This window comes from Corticimicrobacter populi (genome assembly GCF_003123725.1).
Taxonomy (GTDB): domain Bacteria; phylum Pseudomonadota; class Gammaproteobacteria; order Burkholderiales; family Burkholderiaceae_B; genus Corticimicrobacter; species Corticimicrobacter populi.
This window is the reverse complement of record NZ_QETA01000001.1, coordinates 768,774-792,169: the sequence shown is the minus strand read 5'-3', so window position 1 is coordinate 792,169 and position 23,396 is coordinate 768,774. Positions and strand designations below refer to the sequence as shown.

The 23,396-nt window shown below is 61.5% G+C and carries 21 protein-coding genes; 10 read left to right on the top strand and 11 right to left on the bottom strand.

Annotation, left to right across the window (positions count from 1 at the left end; genetic code table 11):
* Positions 1-127 precede the first annotated feature (127 nt).
* On the top strand, positions 128-1,093 hold the full coding sequence (locus DD235_RS03780; RefSeq protein ID WP_109060677.1) for a LysR family transcriptional regulator: 966 nt from the start codon (positions 128-130) through the stop codon (positions 1,091-1,093).
* Here the strand turns inward: DD235_RS03780 and DD235_RS03775 are convergent.
* A complete protein-coding gene (locus DD235_RS03775; protein ID WP_193519555.1) occupies positions 1,020-2,252 on the bottom strand; it encodes an RsmB/NOP family class I SAM-dependent RNA methyltransferase in 1,233 nt (410 codons plus the stop codon). The genes DD235_RS03780 and DD235_RS03775 overlap by 74 nt on opposite strands.
* Before the next feature lie 509 nt (positions 2,253-2,761).
* Complete coding sequence (gene purN, locus DD235_RS03770; RefSeq protein WP_109061010.1) at positions 2,762-3,490, bottom strand: phosphoribosylglycinamide formyltransferase; 729 nt, start codon at positions 3,488-3,490, stop codon at positions 2,762-2,764.
* Positions 3,491-3,575: 85 nt separating this feature from the next.
* Between purN and DD235_RS03765 the strand changes: the two genes are divergently transcribed.
* The 4 genes from DD235_RS03765 to coaBC are packed head-to-tail and all read left to right on the top strand — an operon-like array spanning position 3,576 to position 9,249.
* Positions 3,576-4,553: a bifunctional riboflavin kinase/FAD synthetase gene (locus DD235_RS03765; RefSeq protein ID WP_109060675.1), complete on the top strand. Its 978-nt coding sequence runs from the start codon at positions 3,576-3,578 to the stop codon at positions 4,551-4,553.
* Positions 4,543-7,410, top strand: a complete 2,868-nt coding sequence (gene ileS / locus DD235_RS03760) for an isoleucine--tRNA ligase (protein ID WP_109060674.1) — start codon at positions 4,543-4,545, stop codon at positions 7,408-7,410. Before DD235_RS03765 ends, ileS begins: the two co-directional genes overlap by 11 nt.
* An 18-nt stretch (positions 7,411-7,428) precedes the next feature.
* Positions 7,429-8,004, top strand: a complete 576-nt coding sequence (gene lspA, locus DD235_RS03755) for a signal peptidase II (protein ID WP_109060673.1) — start codon at positions 7,429-7,431, stop codon at positions 8,002-8,004.
* 12 nt (positions 8,005-8,016) lie between these two features.
* A complete protein-coding gene (gene coaBC / locus DD235_RS03750) occupies positions 8,017-9,249 on the top strand; it encodes a bifunctional phosphopantothenoylcysteine decarboxylase/phosphopantothenate--cysteine ligase CoaBC (RefSeq protein ID WP_109060672.1) in 1,233 nt (410 codons plus the stop codon).
* Between the two features lie 49 nt (positions 9,250-9,298).
* Here coaBC and DD235_RS03745 read toward each other — a convergent pair whose 3' ends face one another.
* Positions 9,299-10,363, bottom strand: coding sequence for a metal-dependent hydrolase (locus tag DD235_RS03745; protein WP_109060671.1), 1,065 nt, complete (start codon positions 10,361-10,363; stop codon positions 9,299-9,301).
* 189 nt (positions 10,364-10,552) lie between these two features.
* Here DD235_RS03745 and DD235_RS03740 point away from each other — a divergent pair, with 189 nt between their 5' ends.
* The 4 genes from DD235_RS03740 (at position 10,553) to DD235_RS03725 (ending at position 14,474) form a co-directional block, all read left to right on the top strand.
* On the top strand, positions 10,553-11,188 hold the full coding sequence (locus tag DD235_RS03740; protein WP_109061009.1) for a DedA family protein: 636 nt from the start codon (positions 10,553-10,555) through the stop codon (positions 11,186-11,188).
* Between the two features lie 68 nt (positions 11,189-11,256).
* Entirely contained in the window at positions 11,257-11,889 is a 633-nt protein-coding gene (gmk, locus tag DD235_RS03735; protein WP_109060670.1) for a guanylate kinase, read from the top strand.
* A gap of 52 nt (positions 11,890-11,941) precedes the next feature.
* Positions 11,942-12,145 carry a DNA-directed RNA polymerase subunit omega gene (gene rpoZ / locus DD235_RS03730; RefSeq protein ID WP_109060669.1) on the top strand — a complete coding sequence of 68 codons (204 nt, stop codon included), beginning with the start codon at positions 11,942-11,944 and terminating at the stop codon, positions 12,143-12,145.
* A 19-nt stretch (positions 12,146-12,164) separates the two neighbouring features.
* Positions 12,165-14,474, top strand: a complete 2,310-nt coding sequence (locus tag DD235_RS03725) for a RelA/SpoT family protein (protein ID WP_109060668.1) — start codon at positions 12,165-12,167, stop codon at positions 14,472-14,474.
* Between the two features lie 131 nt (positions 14,475-14,605).
* On the opposite strand, the gene DD235_RS03720 is transcribed toward DD235_RS03725, so the two are convergent.
* Genes DD235_RS03720 through surE form a run of 4 tightly spaced genes read right to left on the bottom strand, consistent with a single transcriptional unit; the run spans position 14,606 to position 17,899 of the window.
* Positions 14,606-15,388: a 3'-5' exonuclease gene (locus DD235_RS03720; protein ID WP_109060667.1), complete on the bottom strand. Its 783-nt coding sequence runs from the start codon at positions 15,386-15,388 to the stop codon at positions 14,606-14,608.
* Positions 15,385-16,278 carry a peptidoglycan DD-metalloendopeptidase family protein gene (locus DD235_RS03715; RefSeq protein WP_239990016.1) on the bottom strand — a complete coding sequence of 298 codons (894 nt, stop codon included), beginning with the start codon at positions 16,276-16,278 and terminating at the stop codon, positions 15,385-15,387. Before DD235_RS03715 ends, DD235_RS03720 begins: the two co-directional genes overlap by 4 nt.
* A 41-nt stretch (positions 16,279-16,319) precedes the next feature.
* Positions 16,320-17,117: a protein-L-isoaspartate(D-aspartate) O-methyltransferase gene (locus DD235_RS03710; protein WP_109061008.1), complete on the bottom strand. Its 798-nt coding sequence runs from the start codon at positions 17,115-17,117 to the stop codon at positions 16,320-16,322.
* Between the two features lie 17 nt (positions 17,118-17,134).
* Positions 17,135-17,899: a 5'/3'-nucleotidase SurE gene (gene surE / locus DD235_RS03705; RefSeq protein ID WP_109060665.1), complete on the bottom strand. Its 765-nt coding sequence runs from the start codon at positions 17,897-17,899 to the stop codon at positions 17,135-17,137.
* Positions 17,900-18,020: 121 nt separating this feature from the next.
* Between surE and plsY the strand changes: the two genes are divergently transcribed.
* Positions 18,021-18,713, top strand: coding sequence for a glycerol-3-phosphate 1-O-acyltransferase PlsY (gene plsY / locus DD235_RS03700; protein WP_109060664.1), 693 nt, complete (start codon positions 18,021-18,023; stop codon positions 18,711-18,713).
* 309 nt (positions 18,714-19,022) lie between these two features.
* On the opposite strand, the gene tsaD is transcribed toward plsY, so the two are convergent.
* The 4 genes from tsaD to truB are packed head-to-tail and all read right to left on the bottom strand — an operon-like array spanning position 19,023 to position 23,388.
* Positions 19,023-20,153, bottom strand: coding sequence for a tRNA (adenosine(37)-N6)-threonylcarbamoyltransferase complex transferase subunit TsaD (gene tsaD / locus DD235_RS03695; protein WP_109060663.1), 1,131 nt, complete (start codon positions 20,151-20,153; stop codon positions 19,023-19,025).
* Entirely contained in the window at positions 20,150-20,758 is a 609-nt protein-coding gene (locus tag DD235_RS03690) for an IMPACT family protein (RefSeq protein ID WP_109060662.1), read from the bottom strand. The genes tsaD and DD235_RS03690 overlap by 4 nt, the downstream gene beginning before the upstream one ends.
* Before the next feature lie 55 nt (positions 20,759-20,813).
* Positions 20,814-22,634: a translational GTPase TypA gene (typA, locus tag DD235_RS03685; protein WP_109060661.1), complete on the bottom strand. Its 1,821-nt coding sequence runs from the start codon at positions 22,632-22,634 to the stop codon at positions 20,814-20,816.
* A gap of 19 nt (positions 22,635-22,653) precedes the next feature.
* Entirely contained in the window at positions 22,654-23,388 is a 735-nt protein-coding gene (gene truB, locus DD235_RS03680) for a tRNA pseudouridine(55) synthase TruB (RefSeq protein ID WP_109060660.1), read from the bottom strand.
* Positions 23,389-23,396: the final 8 nt, after the last annotated feature.

The window sequence follows — 23,396 nt, the reverse complement described above, 5'->3', positions numbered from 1 at the left end:
GCAACGTCCTCGACTTGATCAGTTATTTGATTGGCGATGTCGTTACGATAGAAAACCCATCATTAAAGAAAAAGCGGGCTACAGTTCCTATTTATACGGAACAAAACTTCCGCAATTGGAGGGGGATATGGACAGTTTGAATGGCTTCACAGTGTTCGTGCAGGTCGCCGAAACGCGCAGCTTCGTCGCGGCCGGCCGGCTGCTGGGCGTGTCGGCCTCGGCCATCGGCAAGAGTGTGGCGCGACTTGAGGAGAAACTCGGGGTACGTCTGTTCCATCGCAGCACGCGCAGCATTACGCTGACAGCTGAGGGCACATTGTTCCTGGAGCGCAGTCGACGCATCCTGGCCGAAATCGAAGCCGCAGAGCAAGAGCTGTCGCAGGTCAGCAACGCTCCGCGCGGACGCCTGCGAGTCAGCCTGCCACTGGTCAGCGCACTGGTTCTGCCGGTGCTGGGCGAATTCATGCGTACCCATCCCGACATCGAACTGGATCTGGACTTTACAGACCAGATGGTCGATGTCATCCAGGATGGCTTCGATGCCGTCGTACGCACAGGAGAACCCGCCGACTCCCGCCTGACGGCGCGCAGGCTGGGCACATTCCGCTCTTTACTGGTCGCCTCCCCGGATTACCTTGCGCGACATGGCAGGCCGCAAGTGCCCGCCGATCTGCTGCAGCACCGCTGCCTGCACTATCGCTCAAGCTACAGTGGAAAACTGGAACATTGGGCGCTGCGCCTTGTGCCGGGCGAACCGTCACTGCAGCTCCCCACGTCAATGATCTGCAACAACATCGAGACGCGTGTGTGCTTCGCGCTGCAAGGGCTGGGGATTGCCTACCTGCCGGACTTTTCCATCCGCGAAACATTGGCCGATGGCCGCCTGGAGTCTGTTCTGACCGACTACGTGGAGCGCACGGGTGTTTTCCATGTGCTGTGGCCGGCCAGCAGGCACCCATCACCGAAAGTGCGGGCCCTGGTGGATTTCCTGTGCGAGCACGTATTTCCTGAGAAACCCGTCAGCCTGCTGCCTTCCGCTGCAACGCCGCCGCAAAGAAGCCATCCGTTCCATGCACATCCGGCCTCAGGCTGAGATAGGGGCCGTCCAGCACCAGCGCAGGCACGCGGTCTCCCAGCATTTCCCGTGCGTCAAGCAATTCAAAATCCGGATGCTGTGCCAGGAATGCTTCGATCTGGGCTTCGTTCTCGTCCGGCAGAATGCTGCAGGTAGCGTATACGAGCCTGCCGCCCGGTGCCACGCAACGCGCTGCCGAATTGAGGATGCGTGCCTGGATCTCCACCAGTGCAGCCAGGCTTTCCGGCGTCTGGCGCCACTTCAGATCCGGATTGCGGCGCAGCGTGCCCGTACCGCTGCAGGGTGCATCGACCAGCACCCGATGCGCCTTGCCTGATAGTCGCTTCACGCGGGTATCGTTTTCACTGCTCAGGGCGATCGGAATCACATTCGACAGTCCGCTGCGGGCCAGTCTCGGCTTGGCATTGGCCAGCCGCGCCGCCGACACGTCCATGGCATACAGCCGCCCCGTGGAACGCATCAGCGCACCCAGCAGCAGTGTCTTGCCACCCGCTCCGGCACAAAAATCGACGACGGTTTCCTGCCGCTTGGGACCGACCATCAGGGCCAGCAATTGGCTGCCTTCGTCCTGTACCTCGATCTGCCCGTCCGTGAACTGGCTCCAGCGGTTGAGCGGCAAATGCATATCCAGCCGCATGCCCCAGGGGGAGTACGGTGTCGCCGTCAGCTTGTCCGACAATTCGCCCAACTGGGCCTGCAGCACGGTCATCATGGCGTCGCGCTCGGCCTTGAGCGGATTGACACGCAGGTCGAGCGGCGCAGGCTGGTTGAGCGCCTGGGCCAGTGCCTCGGGTTCGACCAGCGCACCGATTTTCTCATCCAGCCAGTCGGGCAGGCTGTGCCGCACCGCCCTCGACTGACTTTGGGGATCAATGCGACCGACATGCTCAAGCCAGGCGCGTTCATCCATGTCCAGGGCCTCTTCGAGCGCCTCGGAGCCCAGCGTAGCCGACAGGCCCAGGATCGCCAGGCGGCGTGTCGCCGTGCCATGGCCACTTGTCGCCATCTGGCGGTAACGTCGCAGATGACGCAAGGTGTCGTACAGGCCCTCGGCCAGTTCCCCTCGGTCACGGCTGCCCAGGCGGGCATTTTCCTTGAACCAGCGAGACAGTGCCACATCGGCAGGCTGCTGCCAGTTCAGTACCAGATCGAGCACCTGGCGCAGTTGCTCAAGGCGAATGCCGACACGGCCGCCACGCGGTGCCGCCTCGGCGACTTCGAAACGCCGGCGGCTGTCAGGACGGCTACCCGACTCGCGACGCGCACCGAAATCCTGACGATCAGGACGCGCCACACGACCGACACGTTCAGGTCGTTCGGAGCGTACAGGCCGCTCTCTACGATCTGCGCGTTCAGTACGTTCTGCACGATCCGTGCGCTCAGTGCGATCTGCACGTACGCCACGCTCTGCCCGGTCGAAGCGCCGGTTGGCACCCTCACCCTCGCTGCGACCACGTCCGGTGCTGCCCGACTCGCGGCGAGCACCAGGATCCTGGCGTGACGTTTCCTTGCGTACCCCATCACGTTGCCCACCGGTAGCCCCGCGTGTGCCGGTTTCCGGCCGTGTACCTGGCCGCCCCTTGCGTTCCGTCGGCCGGCCCTGCCCCTGTTCGGGACGTGTGCCCGTCTTGACCCAGCGCGGCTGCCGCGACTGTCGTTTCTCGTTCATTGCTGACCTCCGGTTATCTGTACATCGCCGCCATAGAAAAAGCGGCTTTCCACGCCCTGCACGTCCACGCGCCCTGCCTCGCCCATTTCGACCCGCCCCTCGGCCAGCCAGTATGCCACCTGCGGATAGATGCGATGTTCCACCTTCAATACACGCTGCGCCAGCGACTCCGGCGTATCGCCCGCCAGGACCGGTACGGCCCCCTGCGCAATGATGGGACCGCTATCGAGCAGCGGCGTCACGAAATGCACTGTGCAGCCATGCGCCTGTACCCCCTTGGCCAGGGCCTGGGCATGCGTATGCAGACCAGGAAACGCCGGCAACAGCGAGGGATGGATATTGACCAGCCGGTGCTCGAAATGACGCACGAACCCCGGTGTCAGAACACGCATGAAACCAGCCAGCAGTACATAATCGGGCGAATATCGATCAATGACATCGGCCAGCGCCTGGTCGAAAGCCTCGCGACTCGAGTAGTCGCGGTGCGGCACACAGGCCGTCTCTATACCCTGCGCCCGGGCCCATGCGAGTCCGGCAGCTTCTTCGCGATTGGCGATGACGGCTACGATGTCGGCAGGCCAGCCCTGCTCGCGGCAGGCCTGCACAATGGCCTGCATGTTGCTGCCCTGGCCCGAAACCAGGATGACGAATCTGCACGGCACGGCAGACGAGTGGCCCCGATCGGGCAAGGAAGAAGAAAAATCCGGCAAAATAGCGCTTTCCATGAAAATGGCGACCCAGACGGCGAACCCGACATTGTAAACTTTCGCCGGCAGGTGCATCATTCATATAAATTAATTTCCATCAGGCATGTCTTTTCCCGCATCCAACGGTCCCTGTGCGTTGACCATCGGTAACTTCGACGGCGTCCACCTGGGACACCAGGCCATCCTGGCCCGCGTCCGTGACGCGGCTGCCGCACGCGAACTGTCGCCTGCCGTGATGACCTTCGAACCGCATCCCAAGGAGTATTTCGCGCACCTGCGTGGCCAGCCCGAACTGGCCCCGGCCCGCATCTATACGCTGCGTGACCGGCTGGCTGCGATCCGTGCCTGCGGCATCCGCCAGATCAGCCTGCAGCGCTTCAATGCGCACCTGGCAGCCATGCCGGCCGAGGCATTCGTCACCGACTTGCTGGCGGATTCGTTACAGGCACGCTGGCTGCTGGTCGGCCGCGACTTCCGCTTCGGACACCAGCGTCGCGGCAATATCGAGCTGCTGCGCGAACTCGGGCCGCAGCACGGCATCGAAGTCGAGGTCATGGAAGATGTAACCGACCCCGCAGGGCTGCGCATTTCAAGCTCCGACATTCGCCAAGCCCTGGCCGAAGGCAACCTTGACAATGCCAAGGCTCACCTGGGCCGCGCCTGGACCATCAGCGGCCATGTGCTGCATGGCCGCAAACTGGGACGCACGCTGGGCTTCCCGACCATGAACATTCGCCCACCCGCCCGCTGTGCAGCCCGGGCGGGCGTGTATATCGTACGGATACATGGTCTCGATGACGCGCCCTTTGCTGGCGTTGCCAACCTGGGCATGCGCCCGACCGTGGACCAGAGCCGCCGCATGGTGCTCGAAGTCCATGCCCTGACAGAACCCGACCCCCTGCTGGCCCGCGACCCGGCTTTTTCGAAAGCACGGTTGCAGGCATACGGTAAACTCGTGCGGATCGAATTCCTGCAGTTGCTGCGGGATGAACTACGCTTTTCCGATCTGGATTCACTGACCGCCGCCATCCAGAACGATGTCCGGCTCGCTTACGATTACTTTTCCCGTCATGGACTATAAAGATACGCTGAACTTCCCCGATACACCCTTCCCCATGCGTGGCAATCTGCCCAAGCGCGAGCCGGGCTGGATTGAAGAATGGGAAAGGAACCGTATCTACGATGCGATCCGTGCCGCCAGCAAGGGTCGACCGCGTTTCGTGCTGCATGACGGCCCCCCCTACGCCAATGGTGACATCCATCTTGGCCACGCGCTCAATCGCATTCTCAAGGACATCATCGTCAAAAGCCGCAACATGGCCGGCTACGATGCCCACTATGTGCCAGGCTGGGACTGTCATGGCATGCCCATCGAAATCCAGATCGAGAAGAAATATGGCAAGCACCTGCCGACCGCAGAAGTGCTCGCCAAGGCACGCGCCTACGCCACCGAGCAGATCGAGCGCCAGAAGCGCGACTTCAAGCGCCTGGGCGTGCTGGCGGAATGGGAGCGTCCGTACCTGACCATGAACTTCCAGAACGAGGCCAACGAGCTCCGCGTACTGGGTCGCATCATGGAAAAAGGCTATGTATTCCGCGGCCTGAAACCGGTCAACTGGTGTTTCGACTGCGGCTCCGCGCTGGCCGAGGCAGAAGTCGAATACGCTGACCGTACTGATCCCGCCGTCGATGTCGCCTTCCCGTTTGCCGATACCGACGCACTGGCGCGCGCCTTCGGCCTGCCGCAGGTCGATGCCGGTGCCATCGTCATCTGGACCACCACGCCCTGGACGATTCCGTCCAACCAGGCGCTCAATGTCCATCCCGAGGTGGAGTACGCACTGGTCCGCGTCACGCCGACACCGGCCTTCGGCCCGCTGCTGCTGCTGGCCAGCGAGCGCGTACAGCCCTGCCTCGAACAATGGGGTCTGCAGGGCGAAGTCATTGCCACCTGCGCCGGACAGGCACTGGATCACATCCATTTTCACCATCCACTGGCGCAGGCTGATGGCGGCTACGCGCGCACGTCGCCCATTTTCCTGGGCGACTATGTCACGACCGATACAGGTACCGGCATTGTCCATTCGGCACCTGCCTATGGGGTGGATGACTTCCTCTCCTGCAAAGCCAACGGCATTGTCGATGCGGACTTCATCAATCCCGTGATGGGCAACGGCCACTATGCCGATTCGCTGCCCCTGTTCGGCGGCCTCAAGATCTGGGATGCCAACCCGAAGATCGTCGACGCGCTGCGCGATGTCGGCACGCTGCTGCAGGTTGCCAAGCTGCCGCACAGCTACATGCACTGCTGGCGCCATAAGACTCCCATCATCTATCGCGCCACCAGCCAGTGGTTTGCCGGTATGGACGTGCAACCCGCCGATGGCAGCGCCACCCTGCGCGAAAAAGCACTTGCGGGCATTGAGGCAACCGCCTTCTATCCCGCCTGGGGCAAGGCGCGCCTGCACAACATGATTGCCAACCGTCCCGACTGGACCCTGTCGCGCCAGCGCCAATGGGGTGTGCCGATGGCTTTCTTCGTGCACAAGGAAACGGGCGAGCTGCACCCACGCACCCCTGAACTGCTCGAAGCCATTGCGCAGCGGGTCGAACAGCACGGCATCGAAGCCTGGCAAACACTCGATCCTCGTGAACTGCTGGGTGACGAGGCCGATCAGTACGAAAAGAACAAGGACACGCTCGATGTCTGGTTCGATTCCGGCAGTACCCACGCCACCGTACTGGGCGGCGATCCCCTGCAGGAAACTGCCGAAGCCGCGCACAGTGCGCTCAAGATCAAGGGTTCGCACGGCGACGAGCTGGGCTGGCCGGCCGACCTGTACCTGGAAGGCTCCGACCAGCACCGTGGCTGGTTCCATTCCTCCCTGCTGACGGCCTGCATGCTGTATGGTCGCCCGCCCTACAAGGCGCTGCTCACGCACGGTTTCACCGTCGATGGCCAAGGCCGCAAGATGAGCAAGTCATTGGGCAATACCATCGTCCCGCAAACCATCAACCAGGATCTGGGTGCCGAGATCCTGCGCCTGTGGGTGGCCTCGACCGATTATTCCGGCGAATTGTCGATTTCCGACGAAATCCTCAAGCGCGTGGTTGAAAGTTATCGCCGCATCCGCAATACGCTGCGCTTTCTGCTCGCCAACACCAGCGATTTCAACCCGGACACGGATCGCGTGGCTTTCGAGGATCTGGTCGAGATCGACCGCTATGCACTGTCGCTGACCGCCCAGATGCAGGACGAGATCCTGGCGCAATACGAGCGCTACGAATTCCATCCGGCCGTCACCCGGCTGCAGACCTTCTGCTCCGAGGATCTGGGCGCGTTCTATCTCGACATTCTCAAGGACCGCCTGTACACCACGGCGCCCAAGAGCCACGCCCGTCGCTCGGCCCAGACCGCGCTGTACGACATCACCCGGACCCTGCTCAAGCTGATGGCCCCTATCCTGTCGTTCACGGCAGAAGAGGCCTGGACCATTTTTGCCCCCGGCCAGACGCCAACGATTTTCACCGAGACATTCCAGTCCCTGCCTGCCATCGATGGCAACCTGCTGGAAAAGTGGCAACGCGTGCGTACCATACGCGCCGACGTCATGCGCAGGCTGGAGGAAGTCCGCGCCGAAGGCCGTATCGGCGCTTCGCTGCAAGCCGAGATCGACATTCACGCCGACGGTGCCGACTACGATGTACTGGCCAGCCTCGGTGCAGACCTCAAGTACGTGATGATCACCTCGCGTGCGGATGTACATCCTGGTGGCGGTGCCGGCCTGAAGATCGATATCGAGCCGTCACAGCATCCCAAGTGCGCGCGTAGCTGGCATTATTCTCCCGATGTCGGCTCGGATCCCGAATATCCGGAACTGTCCCTGCGCTCGGCCGCCGCCATCCGTGGCGAGGAAGAAGTCCGTACCGCCGCCTAAACCCTACAGCATGACGCCATGAAAGACGCCACGCCAGCCCAGCCGGGTGCAGCCGACAGGCCAGCCCCGGCCTCCTCACCCAAGACGGATGCAGCCACTGCCGCATCCCTGACCGGACGCCGGCGACCTTTCTGGCGCTGGCTGTTGCTGGCAGCCGTAGTCATCCTGATCGACCAGGCCACCAAACTCTGGTTCGAGGCGGAATTCACCTACGGGCAGCGCCTCAATGTCTTGCCGTTCTTCGACTTCACACTGGTCTACAACCCGGGAGCAGCCTTCAGCTTCCTTGCGGATGCTGGCGGCTGGCAGCGCTGGTTCTTCACACTGCTGGGGCTGGGTGCGTCGGGCTTCATCCTGTGGTTGCTGCGCCGCCATGGCGATGAGCCGCGCTTCGCACTGGCCATGAGCCTGATCCTGGGGGGGGCCATCGGCAACGTGATAGACCGCATGTCCTACGGCCATGTCATCGATTTCCTGCTGTTCTACTGGAACAACGCCTACTTTCCGGCCTTCAACCTGGCCGACAGCGCCCTGACCCTGGGTGCCATACTCATGATCCTTGACGAGCTGCTCAAACTGCGCCGCCGTCCCTGATCGGGAAGCACCATGCACAACCTGACCGATAGACACATCATCCTCGGCCTGACCGGTGGCATTGCCTGCTACAAGAGCGCAGAACTGGTTCGACAGCTCGTCAAGGCCGGTGCCACGGTAGACGTCGTCATGACCGAGGCAGCCACACACTTCATCACAGCAACCACCATGCAGGCCCTGTCGGGCCGCCCGGTCTATCTCGATGCCTGGGATGCGCGCATCCCCAACAACATGGCGCATATCGAGCTGAGCCGTGCTGCCGACCTGATCCTGATCGCGCCAGCCAGTACCGACTTCATGGCCAAGCTCGCCACCGGGCAAGCCAATGACCTGCTGTCCACGCTCTGCGTGGCCCGCAATTGTCCGTTGCTGGTCGCACCAGCCATGAATCGTGAAATGTGGGCCAATCCGGCCACACAGCGCAATGCTGCCATCCTGGTACAGGACGGCATCCGCCTGCTGGGCCCGGCCAGCGGCAGCCAGGCCTGTGGCGAGACCGGCGAAGGCCGCATGCTGGAGCCTGCCGACCTGATGGCCGAGCTATCAGCGCATTTCCAGCCCAAGATCCTGCAGGGCAAGCATGTACTGCTGACGGCCGGCCCCACAGCAGAACCGATTGACCCGGTACGTGTCCTCAGCAATCGGTCATCAGGCAAAACGGGCTACGCGCTGGCACGAGCCGCCTGGGAGGCCGGAGCCACCGTGACCATGGTATCCGGTCCCACCGCCCTGCCGACCCCTTACGGCGTGACCCGCATCACTGTCGATACGGCTCGGCAGATGCATGAGGCGGTCATGGCCCGCACTCGCGATGCCGACCTGTTCATCGCCGTGGCGGCGGTCGCCGACTGGCATATCGCCAATCCCAGCGAACACAAGCTCAAGAAAGGCAAGGATGGCACGCCGGTACTCGAATTCGTGCCCAATCCCGATATCCTGGCTGAAGTCGCGGCACTTGAGCAAGGTCCATGGTGCGTCGGCTTCGCTGCCGAGACCCAGGCATTGCGCGATCATGCAGAAGCCAAGCGCCGTCGCAAACAGGTTCCGGTTCTGATTGGCAACGATGCACAAAGCACCATGGATGCCGATGCAGCGTCGTACACCATTTTTGATGACGCAGGCCATACCGCTTTGCCCGTGCTGCCCAAGCAAGAAGCTGCCCGCCGCCTGATTGCCGAGATTGTGCGTCGCTGGCAATCAGGCGACAGCGCGTCAGCCACGTCCCATCCGTCTTCTGCAGCGTGAGCAGACATCCCTGCCAGCGCAAGTTCTGCGCTGGCAGGATATCCACAGATTATTGCTGCAGTACTCCACTGGGCTCCATGCCATCAAGCCAGTCCTGAACCGGCATCTCCTGTGAAGGCGTCCAGATCCGTGTCAGCAGATGACGCACTCGCCCCGCATCGAGGTTCAATCCTGACCACCGTTGCGGCACGATGACATTCCATTGCGCCTCGACTGGATCATATTCAGCCATCTTGAAGCGAAAACTGTAGTTGCCAGGCGTACCCATGCGCAGATCGGTCACAACCAGCGCATCGCCGATGCGGTCATAACGCAGCCAGCCGCCACTGAACCACGCCAGTCGGTCATGCCAGAACGATCCCGCCAGGATGGCTTGTCCCGCCTCGGCCCCCAATGCCGCGTTGCCGCGCTCGGACACCTTGCCATCGAACAGGCCGGTCAATAACTCCACGTACCGGTCATCCGGCGTTTTCACGACAACGCGCCACAGCAGACTGTTCAACGGCGTCGGCGAGGAAAACATCGCCGTGCTGGCAATGCCTTCCTGGCGCAGCGCTGCCTCCACACGTGAGTCGACGATCATCTTGGCCGCCAGCGTGAACAACAGGTAGGCACCGCTCAGCACCAGCGCCCATGCACTCAGCCACGAGGTCCATGTCCTTGCACCGAACAGCAGGCCACACAGGGTCGCCACCAGCAAAGACAGCGTGAAGATAGGATCAATGATGAAAATGCTGGACCAACTGGCTGGCACAGGCGTCCAGGGCCACCATAGCTGGGTGCCATAACTGGTGAAAGCATCCAGCAGCGGATGCGTAATGAGGGCCAGCCATATCGCCAGCCACAATCGCCAGCCGGAATACTGGGGTGACGGTCGCCAGCGCCGCAAGAGCCAGGCCAACACCATGGAAAACAGGGTCAGCGTCAGCAGTGAATGCGAAAAGCCCCGGTGATATGTCATGCTGGATACTGGATCGGCATAGCGTACCAGCACATCCAGATCCGGCAGCGTCGCCAGAATTGCCCCGTACAGATAGGCCTTGCGACCCTGCTGGCGGCCCAGCAATGCGCCCTGGATGCCTGCCCCCAGAACGGCCTGTGTCAACGAATCCATAATTCTCCATGCTTTTGGTCACACGTCCCCTGGTTCAGGGGGCTATCATGATAAGCGCAGTGATTGCAATTTTTGAAGTACATCACCCTAAAAATACCTCCACGCTGCACCTGCGGCTTGCTGCCCCCAAGGATGCGCTTTTGCCTTGGAAGCGGTCCGGCGGCAAAAAATTCCACCGAGGAGACCGGCATCGACGCCTATATCGACCTGATCAGCCAATTCATCGAACAGAACAGCGCCTGGGCCGGCCCCATACTCGGCCTCATCGCCCTGGGCGAATCGCTCATCGTCGTCGGCCTGTTCATTCCAGCCACAGCCTTGCTGCTGCTTGCCGGCGGCCTGGTCGGCAGCGGCGAGCTGCAGGCCGGCCCCATTCTGGCCTGGGGCATAGCCGGAGCCGTGGCAGGCGATGCCATTTCATATTTCCTGGGACGCTGGATCGGCCCCGGCATCCAGCGTCGATGGCCGCTCAACAAGCAGCGTACGGGCGTGGCGCGGGCGCGGCTGTTTTTCTCCCGCTATGGTTTCCTGGCGATTCTGCTGGGCCGCTTCCTGGGCCCGATCCGCTCCACCATCCCGCTGGTCGCGGGAGTCATGGGCATGCGCCACCTGCCTTTCCAGTTGGCCAATGTCCTGTCGGCAATCGCCTGGGTGCCGCTGATGCTGCTGCCCGGCTGGCTGGCCGCGCGCGGCGTGGCCGCCGCAGGAGGCAGCCAGAACGTCCTGATGGTCGCCGGCACGGTCATGTCCATCCTGTTCGGGCTGTGGCTGTTTCGCGCCATGATCCGGCCACGCCAGAGTGTCTCCGTCCCGGGCAAAAAATAAGCGGTGCGTCCGCCGGGCGCTGACATTTCTTGTTATCCTTATATTTTTGCGCAGGAACGCAGTACCTCATGTCAGCCGGAAACATCTTCATGGTCGTGGCACCGAGCGGTGCCGGCAAATCCAGCCTGGTCAACGCACTGCTGGAATCCGACCGCGACATTCTGCTCTCGGTATCCTGTACCACACGCGCACCGCGCCCCGGCGAAACAGACGGCCGTCACTACCGCTTTCTGAGCGTAGATACCTTCAAGCAGATGCGCGACAACGGCCAGTTGCTCGAATGGGCCGAAGTGCATGGCAACTTCTATGGCACCCCCCGCGACATCATGGACCGAGCCCTGGCCCAGGGCCAGGATGTGCTGCTTGAGATCGACTGGCAGGGAGCCCGTCAGGTCAAGAAACACTTCCCGGGGGCGCAGGGCATCTTTATCCTGCCGCCCTCGATCGATGCGCTCGAGGAACGCCTGCGCCAGCGCGGCCAGGACAGCGAGCAGGTCATTGCCCGCCGCATGCTGGCCGCAGGCGGTGAAATCGCACACGCGCCAGAATTCGAATATGTTATTATTAATCAAGAATTTAGCGTTGCCCTTTCAGAACTGAAAAGAATCATCTCTGCCGCACGTCTGCGCTTTGCTGCGCAAGCCCTGCGGCATGCTGCGCTTTTCGCTGCACTTGGCATCAGCCAGGACAGCGGCAACTGATCCGGCACACGCAAAATCTGCTTCACGAACCCATTTCACACAGGACAATGCCATGGCCCGAATCACCGTCGAAGACTGCCTGAACCAGATCCCCAACCGCTTCAAGCTGACGCTGGCTGCGACCTATCGCGCACGCCAGCTGGCCCAGGGCCATGCTCCGCGCATCGAAACCCGCGACAAGCCCACCGTAGCTGCCCTGCGCGAAATCGCCGAGGGAGTGACCGGCGTCGAAATGCTGCGCAAGGTTCCGACCTGATCCCGGCGCAGGTGGCATCATGGCATTCAGTGGACTCAGGCACGCTTCTTCCGGATTGATCGCAGCGATCAAGGCCGGCTCCCGGCTGGGTCGCAGAACGCCGAATGTCAGTGGCAAAAAGGGGGCAGCGGGCACGGCCGCCCTGCCTCAGCCTGCCAGCCAGGCCGCAACGCCACCGAATGTCGCCACCATTGTTTCGTTTGCACCACTGGCCGAGTTGCTGGCGACCTATCTCGACAAAAAAGAGGTCGAGCAGGTCCGCGAAGCCTACCGCTTCGCAGACCAGGCCCATCTGGGCCAGTTCCGCACCAGCGGCGAGCCCTACATTACCCATCCCATCGCCGTCACGGCCATCTGCGCCGGCTGGAAACTCGATGCACAAGCCCTGATGGCCGCACTGCTGCACGATGTGATGGAGGACCAGGGCGTCTCCAAGCAGGAACTCACCGAACGCTTCGGGGCTGACGTTGCCGAACTGGTCGACGGACTGTCCAAGCTTGATCGGCTGGACTTCGCCAGCAAGGCGCAGCAACAGGCAGAAAGCTTCCGCAAGATGCTGCTGGCGATGGCGCGCGATGTCCGTGTCATTCTGGTCAAGCTGGCCGATCGCCTGCACAATATGCGCACGCTCGATGCCGTGCCGCCCGACAAACGCAAGCGCGTTGCCCGCGAAACCCTCGACATCTACTCGCCCATCGCCGATCGGCTGGGGCTGAATGCCCTCTTTCGCGAACTGCAGGATCGCTGTTTCGCAGCGATCCATCCAAACCGTCAGCGGGTCATCCAGAAAGCCGTCCTGGCCGCGCGCGGCAATCGCCGCGATGTCATCAACAAGATTACCGATACGGTGCGTGCCGCACTGCCTGCTGCCGGCATCGAAGCCGAAGTCAGTGGCCGTGAAAAAACCCTCTACGGCATCTACAGCAAAATGGAAGAGCAGAAAAAAAGCTTTTCCGAAGTGCTGGATGTCTACGGTTTTCGCATCATCGTACACACCCTGCCAGAATGCTATCTGGCGCTGGGTACGCTGCATCAGCTCTATCGCCCGGTACCCGGCAAATTCAAGGATTACATCGCCATTCCCAAGCTGAATGGCTACCAGTCCCTGCACACCACGCTGGTCGGCCCCTACGGGACACCCATCGAGTTCCAGTTCCGTACGCGCGACATGCATCAGATCGCCGAAGAAGGCGTCGCCGCGCACTGGCTCTACAAGGAAGAAGGTGTCACGCTCAGCCAATTGCAGAAGCGTACCCACCAGTGGCTGCAATCGCTGCTCGACATCCAGAGCCAGACCGGCGACTCGGGCGAATTCCTTGAACACGTCAAGGTCGATCTGTTCCCTGACTCGGTCTACGTCTTCACGCCCAAGGGCAAAATCATCTCGCTGCCACGTGGTGCCACGCCGGTCGACTTCGCCTATACCATCCATACCGACATCGGCAACCAGACCGTTGCCGCCAAGGTCAACGACGAATTCGTACCACTGCGCACCGAGCTGCACAGCGGCGATCGCATCGAGATCATCACGGCCTCGACTTCGCGGCCCAATGCGCAGTGGCTCAATTATGTACGGACCGGGCGTGCCCGCTCGGAGATCCGTCACTACCTGCGCACGGTCAAGTATGCCGAATCGGTCGCCTTTGGCGAGCGCATGCTGCAGCAGGCACTGCAGGCACTGCACATCGAAATCCCCGCAGGCGACGATCCCGCCTGGGACAAGCTGGTGCGCAGCAGCGGCGCAGCCGACCGCGACGAGATCATGGCCGACATCGGCCTGGGCAAGCGTCTGGCCGCCGTGGTAGCGCGACGCTTTGCCCCCGAGCATCCACTGCTGGCCACCACCGCCGCCGCTGACGACGATCTCACCTCAGCACGCAACGCACCCGTACTCATACAGGGCAATGAAGGCCAGGCCGTACAACTGGCTCCCTGTTGCGGCCCTCTGCCAGGCGACCAGATCATCGCCGGCATCCGCGTCGGTCACGGACTGGTCGTGCATACTGCCGACTGCCCCAATGCCTTGCGCCAGCAGGCTCGCGAACCCGAGCGCTGGATTAATGTGGCCTGGGATGAGCACACCGCTCGCCACCTCTCCACTCGCCTCGAGATTGTCATCATCAATGAGCGCGGCGTACTGGGCCGTATCGCTGCCGAAGTCACGGCAGCCGACTCCAATATCGTGCATGTCGCCATGCAGGATGATGTTAGCGCCACGGTATCGGTCAATCTGACCGTACAGGTGGACAGCCGGCAACATCTGGCTCGCGTCATCCGCTCCATCCGGCACGTGCCGCAGGTGCAGAAGATCATCCGCGTCAAGGGTTGAGCAGTGCAGAGCTTCAGGCAGGCGCGGATTTTTTTCCTAGTCCAGCGCTCTGTGACTCTACAGGCCAGGCCACAGTCATCCTTCCAGAGCGATCGAACAAGCTACCGGCTTAATGCAGATGCAAAATCGACTTAGCGCACCGACTCCGCCCAGGCCGCCAAATATTCCTGCCAATGCGAACCAGGCAAGGCCGCCAGCGCTTCTTTGACCACGGCCAGTTCCTGCTCATAACCAGTTTGGTCGATCTCGCCTCGCAACAGGCGAAAGCGTGTATAGACCAGCCAGGTATTGGCGACATCGGTTTCGCAATAGGCGCGGATATCATCGATGGCACCTTGCTGCCACATAGGCCAGACCTGACTGCCATCGACACCCAGCTTGCCGGGAAAACCGCACAACTTGGCTAGCTCATCCAGCGGCGCGTTGGCCCGGCCGTTGTACTTGGCCAGCACGTCCATCAGATCGACGTGGCGGGTATGGTAGCGACTGATGTAGTTGTTGTAGCGAAAGTCGCGATCATCCTCACCCATATCCCAGTAACGCGGTGCGGCGATACCGTGAATCAGGCTTCGATAATGCAGCACCGGCAGATCGAAGCCCGATCCGTTCCAGCTGATCAGGCGCGGGGTATAGCGCTCGATTGTCTTGAAGAAGGCCGAGATCAGTGCGGCTTCACTGTCGCCGGGTTCTCCCAGGCAACGCACCTGGAAGCCCCGGTCATCGCGAAATACACAGCCAATGGCCACGATGCGATGCAAGTGCAGTGGCATGAAGTCATGGCCGACCGCTTCGCGCCGCGCAGCCAGTGCCTGCTCAACCACTGCGGCATCATCCAGCCCCTGGGCGTCGTGCAGACGACGCAAGCCGTCTGCATCCGGAATCGTCTCGAGATCGAAGACCAGGTGTGGGATCATTTTGCCGGCAGGTAGCCCAGTGGGTTAACCGGCGTGCCCTGGCGACGGATCTCGAAATAGAGGCGTGGCGACGTGGTGTCGGTCTGCCCCATTTCTGCAATCTTGTCGCCCTTCTTCACGTCCTGGCCGGCCTTGACCAACATCGAACGGTTATGGGCATAGACCGTGATGAAGGCATTGCGCTGGTGATTGATGATGATCAGGTTGCCGCGACCACGAACACCACTGCCCGTGAACATGACTTTGCCATCGGCTGCCGCATAGATCGGATCGCCGGCCGTACCGGAAATATCGATCCCGCGACTGGAACCACCGAAACTCTGGATCAGTTCACCGCTGGCGGGCCAGCCCCAGGCGATCACATTGGCATCGGCGGCACGCGGCACATTACCTGTTCCAGCCGTGGCCGAAGGTGACGGCGTGGTGGTCGTGGCAGCCGGCGTATCGCTGCCGGTGCTGACGGACGACTGCGAACCGGCGTTGAGATCGACCGGACGCACTTCTGCGGAAGAAGGATCGGTAATCGGCGTGACCTGGGCCGTCGATGACGTGCCAGATTGTGCCGCTGCGGTCGAACTGCCCGGCGCACTGACGATCAGCTCCTGGCCGGGACGCAGGCGACTCGGGTCGCTCAGTTGATTCCAGGCAATCACCGATCCTGCATCAACCTGATAACGCCGTGCGATCTGATAGAGCGTATCGCCCGGCTTGACGACATGGCGCAAGGCTGGTTGCGCTGCCTGCTGGGCGGTCTCGCCGCCACGCTGTTGCGACATGTCGCGAATCGGGGCCCGCTGATCGGTCGTCGTGCAGGCAGCCAATGCCAGCACCAGCAGGGAGGCAGCAAGCAGCCGACCGCCCTGGGAACGCAAGGGTTGATTGATATCCATCGTGGGTGACACCCGCACTGGCATGTAATTCTCCTGTCTATTCATGTCTGCGTACCCGCCTTGAGCGGGACAAAACGCACCGGTTCGAGTTCAATTCGGGTCCAGTCCTGCGCTCCGGTGCGCTCTATCAGGACCAGACGTTGTTCTTCTCCACCCTCGGGGGCTATCAGACGGCCTCCAACGGCAAGCTGCAACCGCAATCCGGCAGGAATCTCCAGTCCGGCGGCTGCAATGACGATGGCATCGAAGGGCGCAGCATCAGGCAACCCACGCATGCCGTCACCATAATGCAATTTGATCGATGCTATTTTCAATTTTTGAAAATTGTTGCGTGCCAGATCATATAGCCCCTGTATCCGCTCTATCGAGTGGACTTCTGGCGCGCAATGCGCCAGCACAGCCGCCTGGTAACCACAGCCGGCACCGATTTCCAGTATTTTACGCGGCATCCGGTCACGCAGCACGGTCTGGATCATGTGGGCCACGACCCAGGGTTGGGAAATCGTCTGTGCAAAGCCGATCGGCAGTGCAGCATCATCATAGGCGCGACTGGCCAGCGCCTCATCCACGAAGCTGTGCCGCAACACGGCCTGCATGGCGCGCAGTACACGCTCGTCGGCAATGCCCTGCCGACGCAGGCGCTCAACCATGGCTGCGCGCTGACGCTCCGAGTTGAGACCAAGATTGCCCGGTGCGCGCAAGGAAGGGGCAGCGGCATCCGCCCGTAACGGCAGGCGGCTGGCAGAAATACGGGTATTGCTGTTTGCGGGGCTGAATCCGGATAGCGCACTCGCGCTCCAGGGCTGTCCGCTTTTTCGCGAACGACTGTCAGCCGCCATCATGGCGGAGGTTTCCGTCAGGCGCGGGCGCATGGTTCCAGTTGCTCCGTCCAGCCATGTATTGCCTCAATCTGCTCATGGTGGGTCAGATCAACACGCAGCGGCGTGATCGAGACATGGCCTTCGGCCAGAGCATGAAAATCGGTTCCAGGGGCGGCATCCGCTGCCGTGCCGGATGGGCCGATCCAATAGACCGTCTCGCCATAGGGCGTGGCCGTGCGTACCACAGGTTCGGAAGGATGGCGCCGACCCAGGCGGGTGACACGCGCTGGCTTGATATCGTAAAGGGACCGGTTGGGAATATTGACGTTGAGCAGTACCGGTGCATGCAGCGGTGCCTCGATCTGGCGTTCGACGATGCTGCGTGCAATGGCCGCAGCCGCATCCAGATGCTCCCAGCCCTTTTGAACCAGAGAAAATGCGATCGAGGGAATCCCAAACAGGTAACCCTCAGTCGCAGCAGCGACCGTGCCCGAGTACAACGTGTCGTCCCCCATGTTGGCACCGTTGTTGATGCCGGACACGACCAGGTCAGGGCGCTCGCCCAACAGGCCTGTCAGGGCAACGTGCACGCAATCCGAGGGCGTTCCGCTGACGCAGTGAAAACCATTGGATGCCGTCCGTACCCACAGGGGCCGATTGAGGGTCAGGGAATTGGAAGCGCCGCTGCAATTGGTTTCGGGTGCGACCACCGTGATGCGGCCCAGGCCGTCGAGGGCCTTGACCAGCGCTTCGAGTCCCGGCGCGGAATAGCCGTCGTCGTTGGAAACCAGGATATGCATGCAGACTCCCAAGTAAAATCAGTGCGTTCGGCGCTACACTTGCGAATCCGTCGATTGTACTCTGTCCATACCGGCCGGATGGCTGCAAGCCCCCTTTTTTATCGTCGAACAGCAGGCATTTATGAGCGATTTTCCTTCTTTTGCCACCGGCATCGGTTTTCTCCTGGCATCCTACCTGATCGGCTCCATCCCGTTTGCCGTCGTGGTCAGCAAACTCATGCGGCTCGATGACCCCCGCAATTACGGCTCGGGCAATCCCGGGGCCACCAACGTCCTGCGCACGGGCAACAAACTCGCTGCCGCGCTTACCCTGCTGGGAGACCTGTTCAAAGGCTGGCTGATGGTCATCCTTGCCCTGCGCTTCGGGCCGGGTCTCGGCCTGGATGCAGGATGGATTGCCGGCTGCGCCGTCGCCGTGTTCCTGGGGCACCTGTACCCGCTGTTTCTCGGTTTCAAGGGCGGCAAGGGTGTGGCCACAGCCATGGGCGTACTGCTGGCACTACATCCCCTGCTGGCCCTCGCAGCCTTGGTGACATGGCTGCTGGTCGCCTATTTCACGCGCTACTCATCGCTGGCCGCTCTGTTGGCGGCAGCCTGTGCCCCCATCTACTACCTGCTGGGGGCCGGCATCGCCTGGCCTGCAGACGGACGTATCGGCACGGCTATCGGCATCATCAGCCTGATGCTGATCTATCGCCACAAGGCCAATATATCGCGCCTGCTGCAAGGCACTGAAGGCAAGATCGGTAGCAAGAAAAAAAACGCTGAACAACAGGCTGGCACAGCAGGCAAACAACAGACCCGGCACCGATAAAACCATCTGGCTGCTGATGATGAAAATGCAATACGCTGTATATGCTGACTTATCCCGCAAGCTCACGCTTGCAGAGCGAATTGCCCTTTTCAATGTGCTCGATGCGACCATTCCCGATAGCGGGTGCGTCGGAAGTCAGACAGATCAATGTGACGAAATTTACTTCACACTGGAGTCTCATTCGGAAGAAGCGGCACGAGCACAAGCCGTGCATTGCATGGATGCCTTGCTCCTGGCGTCTCGCATCACGACCCGATATACCGTCACATTAAGCCCTCTACCTCATAGAGGCCCGCCCGCCTCAGCGATCTAAAAAGGCTCTGCCGAGGTCTCGATCTGATCCAGCGGCCAGCGCGGCCGCACGGTAAAAGCATGATCCGTATTGAACTGCGCCTTGCCGGCATTGATCCTCAATGCCGCCGCAAAGGCGATCATCGCACCATTGTCGGTGCAGAACTCCAGCGGTGGGAAAAACACCTCGGCATTGCGCACCGAGGCCAGGGCTTCCTGCAGCTTGTGACGCAGCCGTTTGTTGGCTCCCACGCCGCCTGCCACCACCAACCGGGTCAGGCCTTCATCCTTGAGCGCCCTGACCGCTTTTGCCACCAGGACATCGACAATGGCCGCCTGGGTCGCTGCCGCCAGATCGGCACGTGCCTGAAGCGGCACAGCCAATGCGGCAGCCGCCGTATCTGCCGGAGTCGGTGGCAACGAGGCCACCGCCTCACGACGGCTCCCCTCACCTTCCTGGGCTGCCGCCGCGGTCAACTGCCGCATGCGGGTTAGTACCGCGGTCTTCAGACCGCTGAAGCTGAAATCATAATCATGAGAATGCAGCATGGGGCGTGGCAGTTGCACCGCATGTTCATTCCCCTGTTCCGCCAGCGCCGCCAGCGCCGGACCACCCGGATAAGGCAGCCCCATCAGCTTGGCAGTCTTGTCGAAGGCTTCGCCGGCCGCATCGTCCAGCGTTTCTCCCAGCAATTCGTATTCCCCTACTCCGCTGACCTTCATGATCTGGGTATGCCCACCGGACACCAACAGAGCCAGGAAAGGAAAGGTCGGCTGCGGCTCGGCCAAAAGGGGTGACAGCAGGTGCCCTTCAAGGTGATGAATACCCAGTGTCGGCAAACCATGCGCCCAGGCAACGGCTTGCGCCACGCTGGCCCCGACCAGCAATGCGCCACCCAGACCCGGGCCCGCCGTATAGGCGACGGCCCCGATATCCCGCCACGACAGCCCGGCCTCGGCCAGCACCTGGCGGGTCAGCGGCACAACACGGCGAATATGATCGCGTGAAGCCAGTTCCGGTACTACGCCGCCGTATTCGCCATGCATGGCGATCTGGCTGTGCAACGCATGCGCCAACAACCCACGCTCGGTACACGCCAGCGCGACACCTGTCTCGTCACAGGAGCTTTCGAAACCTAGAATGATCATTTGCGAGCTTGTTCTGTAAGCGGTTGCCAGAGCGCCTGCCCCCGGCTGATATCGGCCACGGCTACGGCCAGTTCGCTGGCGACGGCCAGCGGTACATCCAGGCGCAATTGCACACCTTCGGCATCGAACTGTTCATCGAGCGTGCGCACACCAGCCTGGGCCAGCCGCGCCTGCACGCGTGCCAGATCGGTATAAAGACAGCGGCAGCGCACCTGCATGGCAGGAATCACTTCCTGCCGCTTGCCCTGGCGCAAGGTGTTGGCAGCACAGGCGCTATAGGCCCGCACCAGTCCGCCGGCACCCAGCTTGACGCCACCAAACCAGCGCACTACCAGCACGGCCACATTGTCGAAGCCCTGCCCCTCAATGGCCTGCAGAATTGGTCGGCCAGCCGTACCGCCGGGTTCGCCGTCGTCATTGAAACGATACAGCGGTCCGATTCGGTAGGCCCAGCAATTGTGTGTAGCATCGACCACCGAGTGAGCGGCAAAGAAAGCCATTGCTTCATCGATGCTGGCTACCGGTGCCGCCCAGCCCAGAAAGCGGCTTTTGCGGACATCTTCCTGGTAGGTGCAGGCTTCGAGCAGAGTATAGGTTACCGTCATGGTCACATTTTAAACACTCTTGCCTGCCCTGCCAGTCGTACTGCGCACAAACGTATCAGCTGCCTTCGCGCGACATCCGGCGACGTTCGTGCTCTTTCAGGTAGCGCTTGCGCAGGCGGATGGACTTGGGTGTAATCTCGACCAGTTCGTCGTCGTCGATGAATTCCACGGCGTATTCGAGCGTGATCTTGATCGGCGGCACCAGACGCACAGCCTCATCCGTACCCGAGGCCCGCACGTTAGTCAGTTGCTTGCCCTTGATCGGGTTCACGACCAGATCATTGTCGCGGCTGTGAATACCGATAATCATGCCTTCATACAGCGCTTCGCCCGGATTGACGAACATGCGACCACGATCCTGCAGCTTCCACAGAGCGTAGGCCACAGCGTCACCATCGTCCTGGCTGATGAGCACGCCGTTGCGACGCTCGCCCAGGCTGCCATCGCGAACCGGTTGGTAATCGTCGAACACATGGCTCATCAGACCCGTGCCACGTGTCATCGACAGAAACTCGCCCTGGAAACCGATCAGGCCACGGGCCGGAATACGATATTCCAAACGGGTACGACCACGGCCATCCGGCTGCATGTCCTGCAGGTCGCCCTTGCGGCGGCCCAGTTCTTCCATCACCGCACCCTGGTGACCATCTTCCAGATCGACAGACAGCAGCTCATAGGGCTCGCAACGTACCCCGTCGATATCTTTGAACACCACACGCGGGCGCGAAACGGCCAGTTCGTAGCCTTCACGGCGCATGTTTTCCAGCAAAATGGTCAGGTGCAATTCGCCCCGGCCAGCCACTTCGAACACCGTATCGTCGTCGGTATCGCGCACACGCAGTGCCACGTTGGACTTGAGTTCGCGCTCCAGACGGTCGCGCAGTTGGCGACTGGTCACGAACTTGCCTTCGCGGCCGGCCAATGGCGAGGTGTTCACCATGAAATTCATGGTCAGCGTCGGCTCGTCAATGCGCAGCATAGGCAGCGCTTCCTGCACCGACACATCCGTCACCGTGCAGCCAATGCCCAGTTCTTCTATCCCGTTGATGAGCGCGATATCGCCTGCTTCGGCCTCATCGACCAGAACACGTTCCAGGCCCTTGAACTTGAGCACCTGATTGATGCGCCCCTTGATCGGTGCGCCATCGGGGCCAAACTTGACGATCACATCCTGGCCTGCGCGAGCGCGACCGCGGTTGATACGCCCCACGCCGATCTTGCCCACGTAGCTGCTGTAGTCAAGCGAAACGATCTGCATTTGCAGTGGGCCATCGGCATCATCATCACGCTGCGGCACGTACTTGAGGATCGCCTCAAATAGCGGACGCATGTCGCCACTGCGCACATCTTCGGTCAGGCCTGCGTAGCCCGACAGCCCCGAAGCATAAATGATGGGAAAATCGAGCTGTTCTTCGGTTGCGCCGAGCTTATCGAACAGATCGAAGGTTGCATTGATCGCAAAATCCGGACGCGCGCCCGGACGATCGATCTTATTGACGACCACGATGGGACGCAGGCCCAGTGCCAGCGCTTTGCGGGTCACGAAACGGGTCTGGGGCATCGGGCCTTCGACCGCATCGACCAGCAACAGCACGCCGTCGGCCATCGACAGCACACGCTCAACTTCGCCACCAAAATCCGCGTGTCCCGGGGTGTCGATAATGTTGATGTGCGTGCCTTCGTATTCGCAGGCACAGTTTTTGGCCAGAATCGTGATGCCGCGTTCTTTTTCGATGTCGCCCGAGTCCATGACCCGTTCAGACATGTGCTGGTTGTCGCGGAAGGTGCCCGACTGCTTGAGCAGTTGGTCCACCAGAGTGGTCTTGCCATGATCGACGTGTGCGATGATGGCTACGTTACGCAAAGCGCGTGTCATAAAAGTCGTCCTCAGTCAGTCAGGCCGCCGGCCACAGGCCAGCGGGCAGTTTGTCCAGCGGCAACAGGACCTGCGCCGGGGTCGGCATGGCCTGCAACTGCTCCAGCGTGATGGCGTCGTCCAGCGAGAACGGGCCGATCCGGGTGCGCCGCAACGCCACCAGATGCGCCCCGCAGCCGAGCGCGCGCCCTATATCCTGGGCCAGGGTCCGGATATAGGTGCCTTTGCTGCATTCAACATCAATCACGGCCTGCCTGCCGTCACAAGACAGCAGGTCGAGCCGGTGAATCGTTACCGTGCGCGGCGGACGTTCGAGCTCGATGCCCTCGCGCGCATATTTGTACAGGGGTACGCCATCGCGCTTGAGCGCGGAGTACATGGGGGGAATCTGCTGGATTTCGCCACGAAAACCAACAATCGCCTGCTCCAGCGCCGCTCGTTCGACACCTGTGAAGTCTTCGCCAGCCTGCGATACGACCGTGCCGGTCAGATCGCCACTATCCGTTTCGGCACCGAAAGACACCGTAGCCAGATAGCGTTTGTCGGCATCCAGCATCTTGCCGGAAATCTTGGTCGCCTTGCCCATGCACAGCACCAGCAGCCCGGTCGCAAAAGGATCGAGCGTGCCGGTATGGCCCGCTTTGCGGGCATCCACCGTGCGCTTGGCGCGTTGTAGAGCGTGATTGCTTGACAGCCCTTCTGGTTTGTCAAGCAACAGAACGCCGTCGAGCAATTGCCCGCGTCGTGTAGCCATCGTCATCA